This window comes from Acidobacteriota bacterium (assembly GCA_009861545.1).
In the GTDB taxonomy this organism is placed as follows: domain Bacteria; phylum Acidobacteriota; class Vicinamibacteria; order Vicinamibacterales; family UBA8438; genus WTFV01.
In genome coordinates, this window is the sequence record VXME01000011.1 from 11,673 (window position 1) to 32,565 (window position 20,893).

General features: G+C 67.7%; 11 protein-coding genes. All 11 read left to right on the forward strand.

Annotated elements, in window-relative coordinates; translation table 11 throughout:
- The first annotated feature begins 6 nt into the window (after nucleotides 1–6).
- On the forward strand, nucleotides 7–2,088 hold the full coding sequence (locus F4X11_01805; protein ID MYN63756.1) for a hypothetical protein: 2,082 nt from the start codon (nucleotides 7–9) through the stop codon (nucleotides 2,086–2,088).
- Nucleotides 2,089–2,423: 335 nt separating this feature from the next.
- Entirely contained in the window at nucleotides 2,424–5,072 is a 2,649-nt protein-coding gene (locus F4X11_01810) for a protein kinase (protein MYN63757.1), read from the forward strand.
- A 154-nt stretch (nucleotides 5,073–5,226) separates the two neighbouring features.
- Nucleotides 5,227–5,850 carry an FHA domain-containing protein gene (locus tag F4X11_01815; protein ID MYN63758.1) on the forward strand — a complete coding sequence of 208 codons (624 nt, stop codon included), beginning with the start codon at nucleotides 5,227–5,229 and terminating at the stop codon, nucleotides 5,848–5,850.
- Between the two features lie 89 nt (nucleotides 5,851–5,939).
- Complete coding sequence (locus F4X11_01820) at nucleotides 5,940–6,269, forward strand: FHA domain-containing protein (GenBank protein MYN63759.1); 330 nt, start codon at nucleotides 5,940–5,942, stop codon at nucleotides 6,267–6,269.
- A gap of 35 nt (nucleotides 6,270–6,304) precedes the next feature.
- Nucleotides 6,305–9,685: a hypothetical protein gene (locus F4X11_01825; GenBank protein ID MYN63760.1), complete on the forward strand. Its 3,381-nt coding sequence runs from the start codon at nucleotides 6,305–6,307 to the stop codon at nucleotides 9,683–9,685.
- 17 nt (nucleotides 9,686–9,702) lie between these two features.
- Nucleotides 9,703–11,997 carry a hypothetical protein gene (locus F4X11_01830; protein ID MYN63761.1) on the forward strand — a complete coding sequence of 765 codons (2,295 nt, stop codon included), beginning with the start codon at nucleotides 9,703–9,705 and terminating at the stop codon, nucleotides 11,995–11,997.
- A gap of 15 nt (nucleotides 11,998–12,012) precedes the next feature.
- A complete protein-coding gene (locus F4X11_01835) occupies nucleotides 12,013–13,638 on the forward strand; it encodes a cyclic nucleotide-binding domain-containing protein (protein ID MYN63762.1) in 1,626 nt (541 codons plus the stop codon).
- The gene (locus tag F4X11_01840) at nucleotides 13,635–14,465 is read left to right on the forward strand and encodes a hypothetical protein (GenBank protein MYN63763.1); all 831 of its coding nucleotides are present in this window, start codon (nucleotides 13,635–13,637) and stop codon (nucleotides 14,463–14,465) included. The genes F4X11_01835 and F4X11_01840 overlap by 4 nt, the downstream gene beginning before the upstream one ends.
- A 4-nt stretch (nucleotides 14,466–14,469) precedes the next feature.
- Entirely contained in the window at nucleotides 14,470–16,053 is a 1,584-nt protein-coding gene (locus F4X11_01845) for a cytochrome c3 family protein (GenBank protein MYN63764.1), read from the forward strand.
- Between the two features lie 37 nt (nucleotides 16,054–16,090).
- Nucleotides 16,091–18,373 (forward strand): FHA domain-containing protein, encoded by a 2,283-nt coding sequence (locus F4X11_01850; GenBank protein ID MYN63765.1) that lies wholly within the window; start codon nucleotides 16,091–16,093, stop codon nucleotides 18,371–18,373.
- On the forward strand, nucleotides 18,373–20,577 hold the full coding sequence (locus F4X11_01855) for a carboxypeptidase regulatory-like domain-containing protein (protein MYN63766.1): 2,205 nt from the start codon (nucleotides 18,373–18,375) through the stop codon (nucleotides 20,575–20,577). The genes F4X11_01850 and F4X11_01855 overlap by 1 nt, the downstream gene beginning before the upstream one ends.
- Nucleotides 20,578–20,893 lie beyond the last annotated feature (316 nt).

Below are 20,893 nucleotides of genomic sequence, written 5' to 3' on the forward strand. Positions count from 1 at the left end.
AACCAGTTGACGGGTTCGATACCGTCCTCCCTGGGCAGCCTCACCAATCTGGCGGAGTTGTGGCTCTCCCGCAACCAGTTGAGCGGGTCGATTCCGGCTGCGTTGTGCCGGTTCGAGGATGCCATCAACCCGCAGCAAGGCGGTGTGCATCTCCCGTGCGCGCAGTCGACGTCGGCGACGGCGCAGAGTCAGGTGGCGCTGTCGGTGAGCGATGCGCGGGCGCGGGAAGCGGTCGGCGCAATGGTGGCCTTCGGGGTGACGCTGAGCCGTGCGGCGACAGGCCCGGTGACGGTCGGCTACGCGACGCGAGACGGCAGCGCACGGGCGGGCGAGGACTACGCGGCGACGAGCGGCACGTTGACGTTCGAGGCGGGCGAGACATCAAAGACGGTCGCGGTCGACGTGCTTGACGACGCGCACGACGAGGCCGAGGAGACGTTCGTGCTGGCGCTGTCGAACGTGTCGGGGGCTCGTCTGGAGAACGCCGAGGCGACCGGCACGATCGAGAACACGGACCTGCTGCCGGCGGCGCTGCTGGCGCGGTTCGGGCGGGCGACGGCCGAGCAGGTGGTCGAGCGCGTCGAGGAGCGGATGGGGGCGCCTCGGGAGCGGGGCTTCCGGGCGCGGTTCGCGGGCCGGGAGCTGCAGCCGAGGATGGAGCGCGACTTCGCGCTCGACTTCCTGTCGCAGTTCGGCCGGCCGACGGGCATGCACCCGATGGGCGCGGGCGCGGCTTCGATGGGCGCGGGTGCGGCGTCGGCGGGCGTGGCCGGGAGGGGTCCGCATGCGGCCGGCGCCGGCATGGGCGCACCGGGCGTGCCGGGTGACCTGCGGATGCGCGGTGCGGGAAGCATGTCGGCCACCGGCCCGTCGGGCGGCCTGGGCGGCGGCTACCGCGGGTCGCTTTCGGGGAACGACCTGCTCTCCAACTCGGAGTTCGAGCTGAACCGGGAGCGGCACGGGGGCATCGTCTCGGTGTGGAGCCGCAGCTCGCGGTCGCACTTCGGCGGTCGGGAGGGTGCGCTGTCTCTCGACGGCGATGTGCGCACGACGATGTTCGGCGCCGACTACACGCGCGGGCGGCTGGTGCTGGGCCTGTCGGTGGGTCGCACGCTGGGGCTGGGCAGCTACCGCGGGCGAAGCGACGGCGAGCTGACCTCGTCGATGACCGGCATCTACCCATGGCTGGGCTATCGGGTCAACGACCGCGTCTCGGTGTGGGGGGTGACCGGCCGCGGGACGGGCGCGTTGCGGCTGACCCCGGGCGGCGCAACGGCGCTGGAGACGGGGATGTCGATGGGCATGGCGGCGGTGGGCACGCGGGGCGAGCTGGTCGGCTCGCGGTCCACGGGCGGCTTCGCGCTGGCGTTCAAGGCGGACGCGCTGTGGGTGGGCGCGTCGACCGCGCAGGTGGCCTCGGCGGCGGGCCGGCTGGACGCATCGCAGGCCCGGGTGACGCGGCTGCGGACCGCCCTGGAGGGCTCGCGGGGCTTCACGCTCGGCGGCCGGCTGTCGCTGAGGCCGCGCGTCGAGATCGGTCTCCGGCAGGACGGTGGGGACGCCGAGACGGGCGCCGGGATGGACGTCGGCGGGGGCCTCGTCCTCACGGACCCGGTGACCGGGCTGTCGCTGGACGTGCGGGGGCGGACGCTGGTGCTGCACCAGGCCGACGGGTTCACGGCCCGGGGGGCATCGGTGTCGTTCGGGTGGGACCCGACGCCGTCGAGCCCGCTGGGTTTCGCGGCGAGGGTGGCCCCGTCGTGGGGCGGTCCGGCGCAGGGTTCCGAGGCGCTGTGGGGTGGCGGACCGCTGTCGCGGTTAGGGTCGTACGGCGGGCCGGCGGCGGCCGGACGGATGGATGCGGCACTGGGCTACGGCCTGCCGGTGGGCCGGCGACTGGTGGGCACGCCGCAGGTCGGCGTCGGGACCTCGGCCTACGGGCGGGACTATCGGTTGGGCTACAGCCTCGGCGCGCTCGGGGGGCAGAAGATGGAGTTCGAGCTGGGCGTGGAGACGCAGCACCGGGAGCGGCGGTTGCGCAACGGTAGCGACCTCGGCGTTCTGGGCCGGGCCCGCGTGCGCTGGTAGGCCCGTGGTTCACTGTAGCTCCGTCGCACTCCGGACCGGCGGACGTTTCTTCCCTGGCCGGAGCAGCTCCGGGTTCGCCATGGTCCTCCGGGCCCCTCGGCGTATACTCCTTGCAGGACACTCACGACAGCGAATGGAGAGAGAATCGATGCGTGGGATCAAGGTCAGAAGTGCTGCAAAATTTCTCGCATGCATCAAGCTGAACTCGTTGCACTCGTCGTGATCGCCATGGTCGTTTTCCGGCGACGATGAGGAACCACGGCCGCGTGAGACGAGGCTCGAGCATGTAGAAGATCTCCACTTCAGAGAATCCACAAGAGACGGGGACAATCCCAATGCCCGAACACCCAACCCTTGTTGGCCGCTATCGCGTGGTCGAGCGGCTCAGCAGCGGCGGCATGGGCGTACTGTATCTCGCCCGCGATCCGGCGATTGACAGAATCGTGGCGGTGAAGGTGGCGCGGGTTCGGGACGCCACGCTGCGGCAGCGGTTCATGCGCGAAGCGCGCGCCACCGGGCGCCTTCGTCACCGGAACATCGTCACTATCTTCGACGTCGGCGAGCAGGACGGTGAACCGTTCATCGCCATGGAATACGTGCCCGGGCCAACGCTGGCGGAAATCGTGCAACGGAATGTGCCGCTGCCGATCCTGCAGCGCTTGCGGATGATGCGGGAGTTGTGCGATGGTCTCGCGCATGCGCACGCTGCGGGCATCGTGCACCGGGATATCAAGCCGGCCAACCTGATCGCTCGTGAAGACTCCGGCTCGCTCACCATTCTCGACTTCGGTATCGCGCGGCTGTCGGACTCCACGCTGACAGGCGCCGCCATGCTCGGGACGCTCCATTACATGGCGCCCGAGCAAATCGACGGGCGCAGCGTCGACCATCGGTGTGACATCTTCTCGGCCGGTGTGGTCTTCTACGAGATGCTGTCGTATCGGCGGGCCTTCGGCGGCGACACCCCGACCGGAGTGATGTACAGGATCGCGCACGAAACACCCGTTCCTCTCCCCGAGTTGGTTCCGGAACTGGATCCTGCTCTCATCGACATCGTGGTCCGGGCAATCGCGAAGCGTCCGGAAGACCGGTACCAGCAGTTCGACGAGATGCTCGCGGAGCTCGACACCGTCATCCGCCGCATCGAGCCGGACTCCGCCGAGCTGGACTCCACGATCCTGATCCGGAAGGAAAAACCGGCTGAAGTCCTCGAACGCCGCAAGACCCGGGTTGCGGCGCATCTGGAAGCCGCTGGCCTCGCAATCGACGAGAAGCGTTGGGACGATGCACAGGAGGATCTCGAGCAGGCTGCTTCTCTCGACTCGGACGGCGAGCGCGTGAGGCAGGCGGCCGAGCGCCTCGACGCCGCGCGGACCGCCCACGAGTTCGACGAGCACGTGTCAGTTGCCCGGACCCATCTGCAGAAGCTGGCGCTGACGCAGGCGTCCGAGCGTGTAGAGCTGGCTCTGCAATTGCGGCCGGAGGCTCCGGTAGTGCTGGAACTCCGACGTGAAATCGAGATCCGCCGGACCATCAACCGGCTACTGGAGAAGGCCGAACGGCACCTTGCGGATGGCGAGTTCAATGAGGCGGCGGACGCCGCGGATGCGGTGCTGCAGATCGAGCCGGTGCACGAGGCTGCTCTGCAGTTGAGGCAGCAGACGGAAGCGGCGGAGCGCGAGGCACGGGCGCAGGCCACCGTGGACGCGGCCCGCCGGCTTTGCGCAAGCGGTGACCTGGCGGGCGCACGGGAGATGCTGGAGGGTGTCGATGAGCCCCACGACTTGATCGCAGCCGAGTTGGCCAGCGTCGAGGCGGCGATTCAGCAGAAACGCGAAGCGTTCGAGCGGCTCGTGAGCCAGGCGCGGAGCCATCTTGAACGCGGCGACCTGCACGGGGCCCGGAACCCGATACAGGAAGCACTGCAGGCCCTGGAGGCCGATGTTCTCCCGGCGGGATCGGAGGTGCCGGGCGCGGACGGTTCGGCGGCGGTCGTTTCGGACACGACTCCTCAACCGACGTCGGTTCCAGCGTGGAGTTCCGAAGCGTCGGATGGCGCTGTGAAAACGCTCTTTTCCTCGCCGGCTGCGAAGGCACGCCGGAGGGTGCCGGGGGTCGCGCTTGCCCTCGCAGCCCTGGTCGTGCTCGGGGTTTCGGGGGGACTGTGGTGGGCATCGTCGAAAGCAGATGGGGGGGCGGAGCAGAGCGTCGGCGCCATGCAGGGCGTCGAGCCCTCTGCCGGAGCCTCTGCCGCCCCCGAGAGCGAACCGGAAGACGCCATTGCAGACGCCGCGCTTCCGTTCGCCGAGTCAGTCGCCAGACTTGGAAATACCCGCGCCGGATCTCCTCCGGAGACTGCGTCGCCGGCACGTGAAGCGTCCCCCGCCAACCCTCTTCCGAGTCCTGCGCGTCCGCCACCCGCCGAGCCGCGCAACTCGGAGGTCGTGCGAGTGCTCGCCGACGCGGTCGCCGCGGAGTCAGCCGGGGATCTCGACCGTGCCGTCGCCCACTACGATCGCGCCCTCGCGCTGGAACCGGGCAATCCGCTTGCACAGGATGGGCGGGAGCGTCTCCGGACGTCGATCAGAGGCCGCGACGCGCGCGAGTTCCTGCAGCAGGCAAGCGCCGCGTTCAGCGCCGGACGCTACGCCGACGCGCGGCGGCTCTTTCAGGAATCGCTGGGCCAGGAGGCGTCTCCCGAGGCCAGCATCGGGCTGCAACGCGTCGGCAACGTCGAGGCGCTGATCTGCGAGGGCGAGACCGAATGCGGAAGGCTCGTCGTCCGGGTGACGCCTGCCGCGGAGATCTTCGTAGACGATCGCTCGCTGGGAACGGCGGCCGAATTCGATTTGCGCATCAATCCGGGGCCTCATCGCCTCAGGCTGGAAACCGACGCCTTGCGCCTCCCGCGGATAGCCCGGCTTGCCGCCGGCGAGACGACAGAGATCGACATCGATCTGGAAGCCGACGGGTTCCCCAAATGAGTCGCGGACAACAGGTGGCCGATTCGGTCTCGACAACATCATCGTGCGATGCGACGGCCCGCGACATCGTGATACGGTTGTCACCGAGAGCCTGAGGGGTGATGATGACGGGAGGCGCCTTCGGGATCTTCTCGGCGACGGAGCGACGAGCGGAATGCAGGCGAATTTCTTCTGCAAGACCGGGGCGCTGGCCGGGGCCAACTACGAGATTGGCGAACACGCGACGATCGGTCGCGGGCAGGACAACACGGTCGTATTGACCGATGACGTCGTGTCGACATCTCACGCCCGCATCGCCTTCGACTCGGCCGCTGCCGGCTATTACCTGGAGGACCTGGGCAGCACGAACGGCACCCGGCTGGACGGCGTACCGGTGTCCGGCCGCCAGCGGCTCGGCGATCTCCACGTCGTGACGTTCGGGGAGCAACACGACTTCATCTTCGTAATCCCCCCGGACGAAGGGCGTCAACGAGAGAGCGCAGAACGGCTGGAGCAGCGGCGGCAGGAACCTGTGGCACAACCGGTGGAGCCGGCCACGCGGTATGAGCCCCCCCCGCGCTTGACGTGCCGCCGCTGGGCGCACAACCGGAACCCCGGAAGGACGAGTCCGCGGCAGCCGAATCGCAGAGGGCCGCGGAAGACGGCATGTCCATGGACAAGGCTGCACCGCCGCCGGTGGAGCCGGCCACGCGGTATGAGCCTCCCCCCGCGCTCGATGTCCCGCCGCTCGGTGTTCAGCCGGAGCCGCCGGAGGCCGCCGCCGCCGGATCGCCGCTAGAGGCCGCGCCACCCGAAGAACCCGAGGATGCCGTCGCGGAGCAGGCGGCGGAGCCGGCGACGCGGTACGAGCCGCCCCCGGCCCTCGACGTGCCGCCATTGGGAGGCGAGTCGGCGAGATCACCCGGTGTGACGATCGAAATCGTGATCGCGGACGGGCAACCGCAGCGGGTTACACTCGGCGATGGACGTCACGTCGCCGGCCGCGCGAGGGATTGCGCCGTCCCGATCGATGACATGACGCTGTCACGTCGTCATGCCGCCTTCGTCGTGCGCGGGGACGTCGTGACGGTCACGGACCTCAAGAGTCTCAACGGCACCTTCATTGAGGAGATGTCGGTCGAAACCCCCACGGAAATCGACGTCGGTCAGGCGGTCACGCTCGGCAACCGGGTCAGGGTCGTCCGAATCGCGCCCTGAAGTATCTTGACGATCGAGGAACGGAGGGCTTGGCGATGAAGCGTTCGGCGGGTCGCAGCAGGGAAGGGAAGGGGCGCGTGTACGCAACGCCGCTGGCGGCCATCCTGTACGCGGCCGTGGTGCTGGGCGCGTCGATGATCGTGGTCGGCGCCGAGGAAACGACGGCGACCCGGCAACAGGAGATCGCAGACGAACACGAGGCACTGTTCGCAGAGGATCGATTTCCTTCGGCGACGACGTGCGCGCCGTGTCACGAGGACATCTATCGCGAGTGGTCGGTATCGGCGCATGCGTACGCGCAGATGAGCCCGGTCTTCAACGCGATGCACGCCAAGATCCTGAAGGAAACCAACGGCACGAACGGCGACTTCTGCATCAGGTGCCACACGCCGGTCGGCATGAATCTCGAGGAGCCCGAGTTCATGTCGAACCTCGATCGGCACCCGACATCGCGTGAAGGGATCACCTGCATCGTCTGCCATCGGCTGGATCAGCCCTACGGGAAGATCAGCGGCCGTCTGCCGATCGTGGAGGGAAGCCTCTACGAACCGGTTTTCGGTCCGAGCGGCAATGAGGAACTCCAGCGCGCCATCGAGAGCGGCGAGTTCAATCTGCAGACCGACCCGGCACGCGCCGGCCGCGGCGTTCATGCGGAAGCGCTCGAGTTCTCGCAGTTGCCGACGCCTGGGCTGTGCGGGTCGTGTCACGACGTGAATCTGGGCAACGGGTTCCGGCTCGAGGAAGCCTTCAGCGAGTACAAGCACACGCCGGCCGCCGCGGCGGGCGTCAGTTGTCAGGATTGCCACATGGGCATCGAGCCCGGCGTGCCGTCGGGCTATGCCACCGGACCCGCGGCGCGGGTCGGCAACCGCGAAACGCGACCGCGGAAGCGGACGAACCACATGTTCGCCGGCCCCGACTACTCCATCATCCATCCCGGCATATTTCCACACAACACCGAGGCGCAGGAGCTCGCGACGCTGCGCGAGTGGCTCACCTTCGACCACCAGGCCGGGTGGGGTACCGACGAGTTCGAGGACACCGTGCCGGACGATTTCCGGTTTCCACCGCGGTGGGTCGAGCCCGACGATCGCTACGACGCGGCAGACATCATCCGCGACAACCTGGAGTTGCTCGACGAGATCGCCGCGCAACGGCTCAAGTTGCTGCAGGCCGGATACCAACTCGGCGACGTTGTGGTGGATCGCGCGGACGCGGACGGAATCTCGTTCAGGGTCGAGTTCACGAACGGTACGGACGGCCACAACGTGCCGACCGGCTTCGACGCCGAGCGGGTCGTCTGGCTGTACGTCACGGTGACGGACGCAACCGGCCGCGTGGTCTTCGAATCGGGCGACCTCGACCCCAACGGAGACGTCCGCGACAGCCATTCGGTGTACGTTCACGATGGCGCCTTGCCCGCCGACCAGCACCTGTTCAGTCTTCAGTCCCGCTTTCTGGTGCGAATGGTGCGGGGGGGCGAGCGCGAGCAGGTGCTGACGATTCCCTACTCGCCGGATCCGTTGCCGTTTCTCAGGCCGTCGACCAGTTCCACCATACTCACGGGGCGGCCGGTCGGCGCCCGCAAGCACCGTCAGACGATTCCGCCGTTGGGAAGCAAGTGGGCGTCCTACTCGGTTGATCGCGAGGCGCTGGCCGGCACGACCGGTCCGTACTACGCCAACATCCAGATCAAGGCCGGCATGGTGCCGGTCAATCTGGTGCACGAAATCGAGGACGTCGGCTTCGACTACGGCATGACGGCGCGAGACGTCGCGGACGCCGTCGTCGAGGGACACATCGTCGTACGGAGTCGTGACGTCGATCTGACCGGCGGCGGCGCGGAGACCGCCGCAGCTCCCGAGCCGCGCCGCGCGGAGACCGCGGCCGCCGGACACGACGGCGAACACGGGGACAGCCGCATCACCGACCGCTACATCCCGCTGCAGCTCGACGGCTTCCCGCGCCGGCCGAAGCCGCTCCTCGAGTTGGGGCCGCCATTTCTCGGCACCGGCAGGATCGGTCGCGGGATCTCGATCCCGGGCGGCGCCGTCTGGACACCGTCGTTTCTGCTGTTCGGCACGCTGCGCAGCGGCTTCGGCACGGTCGACGACGGCACGACGCAACATAGCCAGTGGGCGAACCGGCTCGATCTGTTCGGCAACTTGGCGCTCACCGGCACCGAGCGAGTCGTCATCGGTCTGCGCCCGACGCACCAGAGTGCAACAATCGCCCCGGGCGAGCCGTTCGGCGCGCTCAGGTTCACCGGCTATACGTCGCCGTCATCCGGCGCCGGAAGCTTCAGCAACCAACTCAACTTCGACTGGAACACGCTGACCCATCTCTTCTTCGAAGGCGATCTCGGGGAGATGTTTCCCAACCTCGACGTCGACGATCGGCGGGGTCTGGATCTCGGTCTCTCGATCGGCCGCCAGCCGATCAGCTTTCAGGAAGGCCTGCTGGTCAACGACTTCATCGATGCGGTGGGCGTAAGCCGGAACAATCTGCGTCCCGGCGGCGCCGTGAATCTCCGGTTTACCGGGCTCTATGGCTGGAACGGCATCACCCGACATTCGCTGCTGCCGGATCCGGATTTGAGGGACGCCTACATTCCTTTCAACCGCCCGGATTCCGGTGCACGGCTCTTCGGCGGCTTTACCGAGATTGACTGGCGTTCGACAACGACCGCCTTCGATGTCATGTACGTGCGAGGGGGCGCACTCGGCACGTCTCTCGGGTCCGCCGACGGCCTCTACACCGGCGTCAGCTTCGTCGGGCGCCCAGGCAGCGGCGCGTTCAATACGTCGCTGCGCGTGGTCAACTCGATGCCGCTTGGTGAGGCGTCCGGGCTCGGCGTCGGGATGACGGAACGTCTCCAACGTGTCCTGGGCCCTGCGAGTCGTGGCACTCTCGTGTTCTCAGAAGTGTCGTGGACCCCTCATCACAGCTACAACTTCTTTTACGCCAATGGCTTCTACGCACACGACACCTACCGTGCCGCGGCGCTCGACACGCTGATCCAGGGACCGCTGGCGCGGGTCGGCATCCTCTTCGCGGGGTCCGGGCTGGGAGACGTGCCCGGCGTGGGAGCCAGCGCGCTGTCGCCTGCGGCCAGCGACGCGGCAGGTGGCGCGTTCGGCCACCAGATGTTCTTCGCCGGAACCCGCCAGCAGTTGCTGTTCGAAGCAGCGGCGCGATACTCGACTGCAGAGTGCGCCAGCGCTCTCGCTCCGTGCGAGCCCCATGCATTCGCCGGCGGCGTGCGGTACCAGGCGGCGGTGGGCCGGCGCGGCGTGCTCGTGCTCGATGCCTTCGTGGCGCGCGAGAGTTTGCGAGAGCTGTCTGTAGTCGAAGATCTAGGCCGCGACAGTCGACGGCGCGTCGGCGGACGGGCCGAGTTCGTCGTGAAGTTCTGATCCGCGGGGTTCCTGTCATGCCCAGACTCGTGCCGCTCGCAGCAGGTGTTCTTCTCCTGACGGCCGCCTCGATCCGATCGCAGGAGCCCACGGAAGCACCCGGCGAGGACGACGCCCTTCGAGCCGCGCTCACCGCGGCCGCGGAGCGCATCGTGCTTCCGGAGCGCTGCGGGGAATGCCACGCGGCCGAGTTCGATGTCTGGGAGACGACCGAGCACGCGACCGGATTCGATACGCTGCACCGGCGCGACCGCGCGAAGGAGATCTATCGCAACCTCGACCTGCGGCTGATCAAGCGCGGCACCGACGAGACGACGCCGGCCTGCCTGAGCTGTCACTACACGCCGGTTCTGCGGCGGGATCAACTGCGGGCCGGTGCCGGCGTCACCTGCGAGTCGTGCCACGGGCCAGCGCGCGACTGGATCTCGATCCACAACAGCTACGGTGTGGCGGAAGCCGACTTCCAGAAGGCGGCCCTGCTCGAAACGCCCGGGCACAGGATGCAGCGGGTTGCGGATAGCCGGGCGGCGGGCATGCGGCGTCCGTCCGATCTCTACGATGTCGCCGCCAACTGTTTCGGCTGCCATACCGTGCCAAATGAGAATCTCGTCAACCGCGGAGGACACTCGACCGGCAGCGACTTCGAGATCGTGGCGTGGAGCGAACGGATCCGGCACAATTTCCTCGAGTCGTACAAGACGGCGGACGGGAGAACGAACGCTGAGCGACCGACGGAATGGAAGCGCAGGATGTACGTGGTCGGCCGGATGCTGGATCTGGAGTACGCGGTTCGAGGGGTCGCAGCCGCCACGCGGAACGACGAACTCTACTTCGGAGCGATGAGCGACCGTGCCAAGGCGGCGGTGGATGAACTGCTCGAGATAAACGAGCGCGTCGCGTTGCCGGCCGTTCAGAAGATCATCGCCACGTGGAATGCAATCGACCTTACCCTCGGCATGGACCCGCTGTCGGCCGCCGCCGCCATGCAGGAATCGACGAAACAGTTCATTGCCAGCTCCGATGGAGTCGCCCTGGCGGCCCTGGATCCGCTGTGGGACCCGACGGCGGAGGATGTCGAAGCGGTTGCGCCCGCGCGGGTGACGGAGATTCCCGACCTTCCCGTCTCGTTGCCCGCGCCGACCCGGGAGGACGCGGGCGCCGTGGCTGCCGAGCTCACCCGGCGCGATGACAGGGGCAGCCTGTCGACGGCGGCGCCCGCGCCCGGCGCCGAATTGCTGGCGCTGAACGTTCCTCCCGCCCGGGCAGAGATTCCCGCGCCCTCGCCTCCACGGGCTGCGGCGCCTGCACCGCCACCGCCGGCTGTTGCGATCGAGACGCTCACGCGTCCTCCCTGGCGAGCCCCCCCGGATCACGCGTTCGTAAGGGTTCCGTGCGGACGATGTCACAACAGCCAGGAACGCTGGTGGCGCAAGGACCCGCATTCCGCGACTGCGAAACCGTTTCATGCGAACGCACCTCGAAATGCAGAGATCGCGGAAGCCTACGGGGTGGCCGCGGGAGATATGGCGAAAGGCGATCAGGTCTGCATGTGGTGCCATGGCACCCCCGTATCGAGACCGTCGCGCAAGGTGCGTGCCGGCGTCGGCTGCCAACGTTGTCATGGCGCCGGCGCCGACTACATCGAACCCCACGAAACCATCGGGTACGCCGCTTCCCTCGACCTTGGACTGACCGACCTGCGTGATCCGGCGGTCCAGGCCGCCACCTGCGCCGGCTGTCACTACATCACGGATCCGGGCCTGATCGCCGCCGGCCACCCGGTCGGCGACGGGTTCGAGATGCGATCCCGCATCGACGACATCGTGCACTGGGGAGCCGCGTTCGGCCGCGAAACGCAGCCGGTCGATCGCGACCTTCTGGCCGCCGCGTATACCAGGGTCGCCGCCGACCGCGGTCCGGCGCCGGTTCCGGCCGCCACGCAACCATCGACCGTGGCTCCTCCGACATCGGCCGCGACCGTACCGGCGGCCGCAAGCGGGCCCCAACGGACGAGTGCTCGGTTGAGTACGCAACGTCCGGCCCCGCGCGAACCCGCCCGTGGTCCCACCACGGGTCCGGGCCGGCCAACTCCACCGGCGCGCACCGCCGTTCAGACAGTGCGACCGCCCCGGTCGGCCGCGGTGCCTGTCCTTTCCGCATCCAGGAGCCGCCAGCGGTCGAGACGCACGCCGACGCTGGTCGCCGATCCGGGGCTCGCTGAGCTGCGTCCGGATGCGAACGGTTCGGTCGAAGAGACGCTGGACGTACTTCGTGAGCGGATTGAGAGTCTGTACAACGCGCTGGCGACATAGTACGGGTGACGTCGGATGAGCGAAGAAACCATCTATCGCCGGGACCAACAGCACCGCGACCGCTGGAGCATTTTCGGCGCCGAGAGCGGGATCCAGCAACTCTCGCAGCGCCTGAGCGCAAGCGATCTCAAACGCTACGAGGTCTTCGCGGATTTCAAGGATCAGATTCTCGAGACGATCAGTCCCGATGTATCCGTCGCCCGCTGGCGGGAGGGCGCGGTAGTGTTCGAGGAAGGCAGCTACATCGACGTTGCGTTCTTCCTGGTCAAGGGTGCAGCGGCGGCCTATCTGTCGAAGCATGTCGAGCCCGAACCGCCCACCGGCGGCTCGCAGTCGGACGCGGCGTCTGCCGGCGACCTGGAGTTGGCGCCTGCGATGCCGAGCGAGACAGTCTACTTCCAGCAGAGTCAACGTGGGGGACAGGCGCCCGGTGCGACGACGTTTCTCTCGGCGATGGATTTCGACCTGGGCGCCGAGGACGATGTCGCGACCCTTGGGCCGGGCGAGTTCTTCGGCGAGATCGGCGCGTTGAACGGATGGCCTCAGTCGGTGACGGTCAAGACCCTCTCGCCGTGCGTCATCGTTCAGATTCGCTTGCCCGCCCTGCGCCTGCTCAAGCGGCAGTCGAGCGCCTTCAGGAAGAAGATCGAGGCCGTCTACCGCGAGCGTGCGCTGCTGCCGCAGCTGCGCGCCTGTCCCGTCTTCAGCTCGTGTCCGGAAACGCTGATCGCCAGGCTCGCCGAACGAGTCGAGCTGGTGTCGTGCAAGCCGGGCGAGACCGTCGTGGAGGAGGGCGCTCCGGTCGATGCGCTGTATCTGGTCCGATCGGGATTCATGCGGCTGTCGCGACGAATGGGGCAGGGGCAGGCCACCGTCACCTACCTCTCGAAGGGAATGAGCGTCGGCGAGGTCGAACTGCTCATCGATGGTCTGGAGCGCGCCCGCTTCACGGTGTCGTCCGTGGGGTACGGGGAACTGGTCAGGATCGCCTGGACCGATCTGCAAGAGGTGCTTCGCGACGCGCCGGTGAGCGAGCAGGAGCTCTGGCGCGCCGCGGTTGCACGGATCAAGGAGACGGGCGCCCGTCTCGCCGACCCGCGCTCTTCGGAGTTCGTCGAGTTCGCGCTCGACAAGGGGTTGGTGGAAGGCAACAGTATCCTCGTGATGAACCTCGACGTCTGCACGCGTTGCGACGACTGCGTGCGCGCGTGCGCCGACACCCACGGCGGTCGACCGAGGTTCGTGCGCGAGGGCGATCGGTACGACAACCTGCTGATCGCAAAATCCTGCTATCACTGCCAGGATCCGGTGTGTCTGATCGGCTGCCCGACGGGCGCCATTCGGCGCGCCAACGTGGGGGACGTCGTGGAGATCAAGGAGCAGATCTGCATCGGATGCGCTACCTGCCACGACAACTGCCCGTACGACGCCATCGTGATGCAGGACACCGGGACGACCTGGCCGGACGACGCGTTGCCCAAGGCGCTTCGCGGGACGCCGCGCGCCGTCGCCAGCAAGTGCGACCTCTGCTACACGTCGTCGGCCGGCCCCGCCTGCGTGCGCAACTGCCCTCATCACTGCGCCTTCCGAGTCGGCTCTATCGATGAGTTCCGCGCGCTTCAGCGGACGGTCGGCCAATGAACACCCATTGGCTGCTTGCGCCGAGACTCGCTGCGTCGCCCGGCTGGTGGCGTGTCTTCCTGGCCGGCGCCGTGCTCTGCCTTGCGGCGGCGCTGATACAACGGGTGCCCGCCGCGCCCGGCGGGAACTACGGCTGGACGGTCGGTTACGGAATCGCGGCAGCGGCGCTGCTGGTAGTTGCGATGGCGTACAGCGTGCGGCGGCGGATGCCCCGGCGGGGGCCGGGAGCTCTCCATCATTGGGTCCAGGCGCACGTTTACGGCGGCACGCTCTTCGTCGTCGCGGTCGCTTTGCACAGCGGCGGCGCCTTTCCTGGCGGCTTCCTGTCGTGGTGCCTGTGGGTGGCGAGCCTGTGGGTCGTCGTAACGGGACTGCTCGGGGTCTTCCTCCAGAAGTGGATACCACCCGCGCTCACCTCGGCGCTGGCGACGGAGGTGCACTATGACCGGATCCCGGAACTGGTGGCGGCCGTACACGACAAGGTCGAACTCCTGGTGGCCGCCAGCAGCGAGTCCGTCCGCAAGTTCCACGATGCGAATCTGGAGGCTGTACTGGCCCGTCCGCGTACGTCTTTCGTGTACTTCTTCGATATCACCGGGGGCATTCAATCGCGGATGCGGCGTTTCGACTACCTGAAGCGGCTGCTCGACGAAGACGATGCGCAACGATTGGAAGAGCTGCGGACTCTGACGCGAACGAAGCTGGAGATGGATGCCCATTACACGTTGCAGAAGGCCTTGTGGTGGTGGGTCTATCTGCACGTGCCCGCGGCGTTCCTGTTGACCATGCTCGTCGCGATCCACGTGTTCGCCGTTCTCTACTACTGAACCCATGACCGAGGAGCGCAGCAGAGGATCGTTTGGCGACGCGGGGCTTCGGACCGCAGCGCGGTACATCTACCCGCGCAGTCGCAACCGCGTCGTTTGGCTCGGTGTGGGGCTGGGCGCGCTCGCGTGGATCATCCTGGCGTTGAACCTGGGATTCGGAGCCGGCAGTCTCGTGGCGAACGGGACACTTTCGTCCGCGCACGCGGTGCTGGACACGCGTTGTGTCGAGTGTCACACCCCCTTCGAGGGGGTTGGCGCCCCGACGTGTTCGGCGTGTCACGAGAGATTCGACGACCCGATCGGCGCCTACACCTTCAATGCGCACTATGTGTACGCGTCCGGCGACCGGACGCGCGCCTTCGGCCGCGAGAACGAGACGACGTGCGCTGCCTGCCACCAGGAGCATCGCGGACGGCAGGCCGATCTGCTGGCCACGGTGTCCGATGCGGCGTGCGCGAGTTGCCACGAGATCGACGGATTCGGCGACGACCATCCGGAGTTCGCCTTCGCGGCCGAGGCCATACCGGATGACGCCGGACTGTCCTTTTCCCACATCAGGCATGTCGATCTCGTGCTCGACGATCGCGACAGCGAGAACGTAGAGGTGGCGTGCCTTGCCTGCCACGAGCCGACGGCGGACGCCCGCGCGTTTCAACCAATCCGGTTCGACAATGCCTGCGGAGACTGCCACCTGACCGCCGGCGACGAATCGGCCGAGCTTCCGGTGCAGCCCCGCCGCCGGCCGCTCGTGCGCCCCGCCGGAGACGGCGTGGTGTTGGCGCTCGGGGTGGAGACGCTCGAAACGGTGCGCCTGAGGATGGGCCCGGGCGAACAGTGGGCCGATCGGATGAGCGCTGCCCATTTCGACGTCGACGACGGCCTCGTCGTCAAGACCGGAATCGTCCACGCGGATCCGTGGGTGCTTCACAATCTGCGGCGGCTGCGTAGAGCGATCTATCCTTCCGGCGGTCTCGCCGACCTGCTGGTCGCATCAGCCGATGTCGCCCCGTCCGACGAGCAGGAGCTGTACGACGAGGCTCTGACAACGCTGCGAACGTACGCTGATGGGTTGCGCGGGCGAGACGAGGATTGGGTGCAGGCCGCTCTGTTCGAGTTCGACCAGATAGCGGGCGCACTCGAGCGGCGTGTCTCCGATCCGAATACCACGCTCAACGACACGCGGTTTCGATTGAACGCACGGGATCCACGGCTGACGGATGCGCAGTTGGAAGAGATCGACCGCTTCGCGGCGGAGGTCGCGCAGCCGTGCATCGCGTGCCACACGGTCGAGCGCGCGACGATTCGCCGGGTGCGACAGCAACAGCAGGTACTCCGGAGGGCCAGGTTCGACCATGGCGCGCACGTCATTCAACGGGGTTGCCTGGATTGCCATACTCGAATCCCGTTCAGCGACCATCTGGGCGCCGATGAGACGATCGATCCCATTCTGGACAACGCGGCGATCCAGAATGTCCCGGCGATCGCTACCTGCCGGCAGTGTCACCTGCCCGATGTAGCGGCTGACCGCTGCATCACCTGCCACGAGTTCCACCCGGACCGCGACGTCCACTCCCGACTGCTGCCCTGACCATGGTGCACGATCTCATGCGGGTTCTCGACGAAGCATGACCGAACCGTTGCACGTCCTGCCTGACGGACGACTTCGGCTCGACAGCGAAGTCGTTCTCCCCGGATTGCTCGACGTGCTCGTCGTCGGTGGCGGCCCGGCTGGAACGGCGGTTGCCTTTCGCGCCAAGGAACTCGGCTTGTCCGCCCTCGTGATCGAACTCGATGACATCCTGAAGCGAATCCGAGACTACGACAAGGACAAGCCGATCAAGCCCGACTTCGGCGCCGGGAAGCAGATGGGCTTTCCGAAGGGTGGTCCCCTCATCGAACGGCTGCATTTCTTCAAAGATATCCGCGGTGAAGATCTGTGTGCAGCCTGGAAAGCGTTGTACCGCCGGCACAGTGTGCCGGCTCAGATCGGCGTCGAGCTCGTCGGAGCCGAACTGGACGCTGCCGGGACCTGGTGCGTGCTCGTGCGCAACCATCGTACGAATCGGGATGACACCCTGCACGCGAAGCACGTCGTGCTGGCGCTGGGAGCAGGCATGCCGCGCCGGCTCGACGTGCCGGGGAACGTGCGCGCCATCGGCAACCGGCTCGCGGATGTGCAGCGCTACGTCGGCGCCCCGGCCTGCGTGCTCGGCGGCGGGATCTCGGCCGTCGAGGCGGTCATCGCGATATCCGAGGCGAAAGCCGCCGCGAGAGACACGACCGCGTTGTACTGGTCGTACCGGGGCCAGACCATGCCCAAGGTGCCACAGGCTCTCGATGCGTCGATGACGCGGGCGATATCCGTCATCCGAAATGTCCGCCTGCTCCTCGGCAGTGAGGCGCAGGAGGTCGTGGAGGTCGACGGTCGCGCGGTGCTGCGCCTGCGAATCGACCCGGGGGCCCACGGCTCCCCGCCGGTCACGGAAGATTGGCCGCTGGTCGGTCCGTCGCCGTACCGCGGCTCGTCCGAAAGTACCGGCGAATGGCGTCCGTGTCTGGAGTTCGAGGCTGCGCGCGTCATCGCCTGCATCGGTCAGGAGATCGACTGGAAGCTGATGAACGACATCGGCATCTTCCACGTCACGGGAGGCGCACAGGTCCGGAAAGCCATTCCGCTGAATGCTCTGCTCGAATGTCGGCAGCCGAACGTCTACGTGATCGGAGATACGCTCAATCCGTCATACCTCGAATGCGACGACTTCGATGGAGACGTGTCCGAGTTCCGCAAGGTTGCGCATCGAGGGAACATCAAGGCGGCATTGATCGACGGCGTCAGGGTGGCGGACGTGATCGCGCAGCGGCTCGCCGGGCGGGCCGAGATCCATATCGATCTAGAGTTCGTGGGCGCCGCGGCGCCCGTGTCGGCGTCCTCCTCGAGCGTGCCGCCGGCGACGCTCACGCGGCTGCTCGATGGGGCGGTGGAGGCCGAACAGTTCGTGCTGCACACGGATCGCGTCACAACAATCGGCCGGCGCGGCAGTGATATCTGCTTCGGCGACGATGACCGCCTCGTCGACAGACACGCGGCGATCGTGCCGAACCAGGACGGGTATCGGTTGCGGGACGATAGCGCACAGAGCGGCGTCTTCCTTCATCTCGCCGAGGGCCGCGAGCGCGTCGTCGCGCCGGGCACGGTAGCCCGACTGGGTCGTCAGTGGCTCGTACTCGGGTCGAAGAGCAACCCGCGGCTGCTTTCCCACCACGACCCGGGCGGACTGCCGGTCAAGCAGTATCAGCTTTCCGAAGGCCCGCAGGTAATCGGGCGCGATGCACCGGACATTACGCTGGCGACCGACGACGGCTCGCTGTCGCGTCGGCATGCGTCGGTCGTCGTCGTGGGCCCGGGCCTGTTCGTGAGAGACCTCAACAGCGTCAACGGAACCTATCTCAAGATCGACGGCTCATGCGTGCTGGCCGAGGGCGATGTCGTGCGCATCGGCGCTCAGGCCCTTCGGTTTCAGTTCCTGAGGGAGGAGAAGCGCTTCGAGACCCGCACCATCAACACGAGCTCGATCAGCCGACCTCCGGTGTCCGGCGCTGTCGCTGGCGCCAGCGCGGCAACGGCCGTCAAGTTCCGCAACCGCGGGGCATCGTGTCCGTTCCGAGCGGGCCAGACGATTTGCGAGGTCGCCGAAGCCAGTGGCGTAGAGATAGCGGCCGATTGCCACGCCGGAATCTGCGGCAGTGACCCGGTACGAATCGTGTCGGGGGGGGCGCACCTGAACCCGATGAGCGGAGAGGAACGGGCGACGCTCGAGGACCTCTGCGCGTTGGATCCCGAGACGCATCGTCTCGCATGCATGGCGCGGCCGACCGGGCCGTTGGTCGTAGAGATTCTTGATGGATAATGTCGGTTCGTGTGCGACGATGGGCGCAGGCGCCGGCGCGTAGTCCGGAAGGGCGAGCGGAGGCGGGGCGGGGTTGCGGTGAGGAGGCATCGATGGAGAGACGCATGCAATCGACTCTGGCGTCGGGCGCTGCGGCCACCGCGGCCGCGGTGGCGATTGCCCTGGGCGCGGGTCCGACCGGCGGGCAGGGGCTGGCGCAGTCCACCAGCATCGAGATCGACGCCGACGACATCGGCGGCGTGGTGACGAGCGCGAACGGACCCGAGGCCAGTGTGTGGGTGATCGCGGAGACGACCGACCTGCCGACCCGGTTCATCCGCAGCGTGGTGACCGACGACGAGGGCCGCTACGTGCTGCCGGATCTGCCGGATGCGAGCTACGAGATTTTCGTGCGCGGCTACGGCCTCGTCGATTCGGAGCGCGTGTCGGCCACGCCGGGGCAGGCGCTGGACCTCGATGCAGTGGTGGCCCCCGACGCGCTCGCCGCCGCGGAGGTCTATCCCGCCGCCTGGTGGCTCTCGATGATGGAGCTGCCGGAGGGGGAGCACTCGCAGCAGGAGTTGGGCAGCTCGGTGACCGGCTGCCTGAACTGCCACCAGATCGGCAACGAGGCGACCCGCGCGATACCCGACAGCATCCTCAGCGGCGTCGACTCGCACCTCGAAGCGTGGGACCGGCGCGTCGCGATGGGGCCGATGGGCTCCTCGATGGCCGGCGCGTTCCGGCGGCTCGGTCCGCAGCGGGCGATGTTCGCCGACTGGACCGACCGCATCGCGTCCGGCGAGGCGCCCACTCAGACCCCCCCGCGGCCGACCGGCGCGGAGCGGAACGTCGTGGTCACCCTCTGGGACTGGGGTACCGAGCACGACGGGCGGACCGACAGCACGCCCGCCGACGTGCGTGACGGCACGGTCAACGCCAACGGTCTCGTCTACGGGGTCGTGCAGCCGAGCGACATCCTCGCGGTGATCGATCCGGTCGAGCACCGGGCGTTCAACATTCCCATTCCGTCGAACGCGCCGCCCATCCTGACCGACACGCCCACCTCGCCGTACTACGGCGACGACCCGATCTGGGCGCGTCGCTCCGATCCGCGCAGCGTCGCCATGGACGGGGAGGGGCGCGTCTGGCTGACCGGCCGCATCCGCGCGCCGGACGAGCAGCCGGACTTCTGCACGGACGGCGAGAACGCGTTCGCCGACTACTTCCCCCTGGAGGTCGGCACCCGGCAGGTCTTCCTGTACGACCCGGCCAGCGAGGAGTTCAGCGAGATCGACACCTGCTTCTCGTCGGATCACAACCAGCTCGGCCACGACGAACGGTTCTACTACGGCTTCCGCGACGGGGTCGGCTGGGTCGACGTCGCGCTGTGGGACGAGACCGGCGACGCCGAGGCCTCGCAGGGCTGGTGCCCGACGGTCATCGACACCAACGGCGACGGCGTGATCACTCCCGGCTGGACCGAGCCGGGCGAGGCGATCGATCCGACCCGCGACGCCCGCGTCGCCTACGGCTGCTACTCGCCGGCCGCGAACGCCGCGGACGACAGCGTGTGGTGCTCGGACAACGGGCGCGACGACAACACCCTGGTGCGCCTCGAGCTCGGCGACAACCCGCCGGAGACCTGCATCGCCGAGGTCTACATGCCGCCGCCGAGCGTCATGGACCCGCCGGCCTACGGCAGCGGAGGCCTGCACGTCACCCGCGACGGCATCATCTGGCAGGACTGGCGCGGCAGCGGCCACTTCGCCTCGTTCGACCACAGCGTCTGCACCGTCAGGAACGGTCCGACCGCGACGGGGCAGAGCTGTCCCGAGGGCTGGACTTTCTACCGCATGGACAAGCCGACGTACTCGAACGCCGAGATGACGATCAACTCGGACGAGAGCTACCTGACGCAGATCGACCACCACGACGTGCTCGGGTTCGGCCCCGAAACGCCAGTCTACGGCGTGGTCAACACCGACTCGCTGGAGGTGTTCGTGCCGTCGACCGAGGAGTACGTGACGCTGCGCATCCCGTACCCGATGGGCTTTTTCTCGCGCTCGTCGGTCGGCCGGATCGACGATCCGACGACCGGCTGGAAGGGGAAGGGGCTCTGGTCGAGCTACTCGAACTACGCGGCGTGGCATCTGGAGGGAGGACCGGGAACCTTGCAGAAGGCGGTGAAGTTCCAGGTCCGGCCGCATCCGCTGGCGAAGTAGCACCGGGGCCGGGAGCGAACGTCGCACGGGTCCGGGCGCGCCGGGTCGGGGCCGCCCGGTCCCGCGCGCGGGCAAGACACCGGACGTTCGTCTCCGCTATCATTGGCTGTCCGGACAGGACAAGGTCGGTCGTGCGGCGCAGCAGTCCCGTGCGCCATGGGCCATGACACGGAGGTTCAGATGACAGGTTCACTCTTCGGCCGCGCACTCTGCGTCGTCGTCGCCAGTCTGCTGCTCGCCTCGTCCGCGGCGGCACAGGCAGTGCCCCAGCTCGATTCCTACGACGGGGTGGTCGTGCGGATCCTGCAGAGCAACA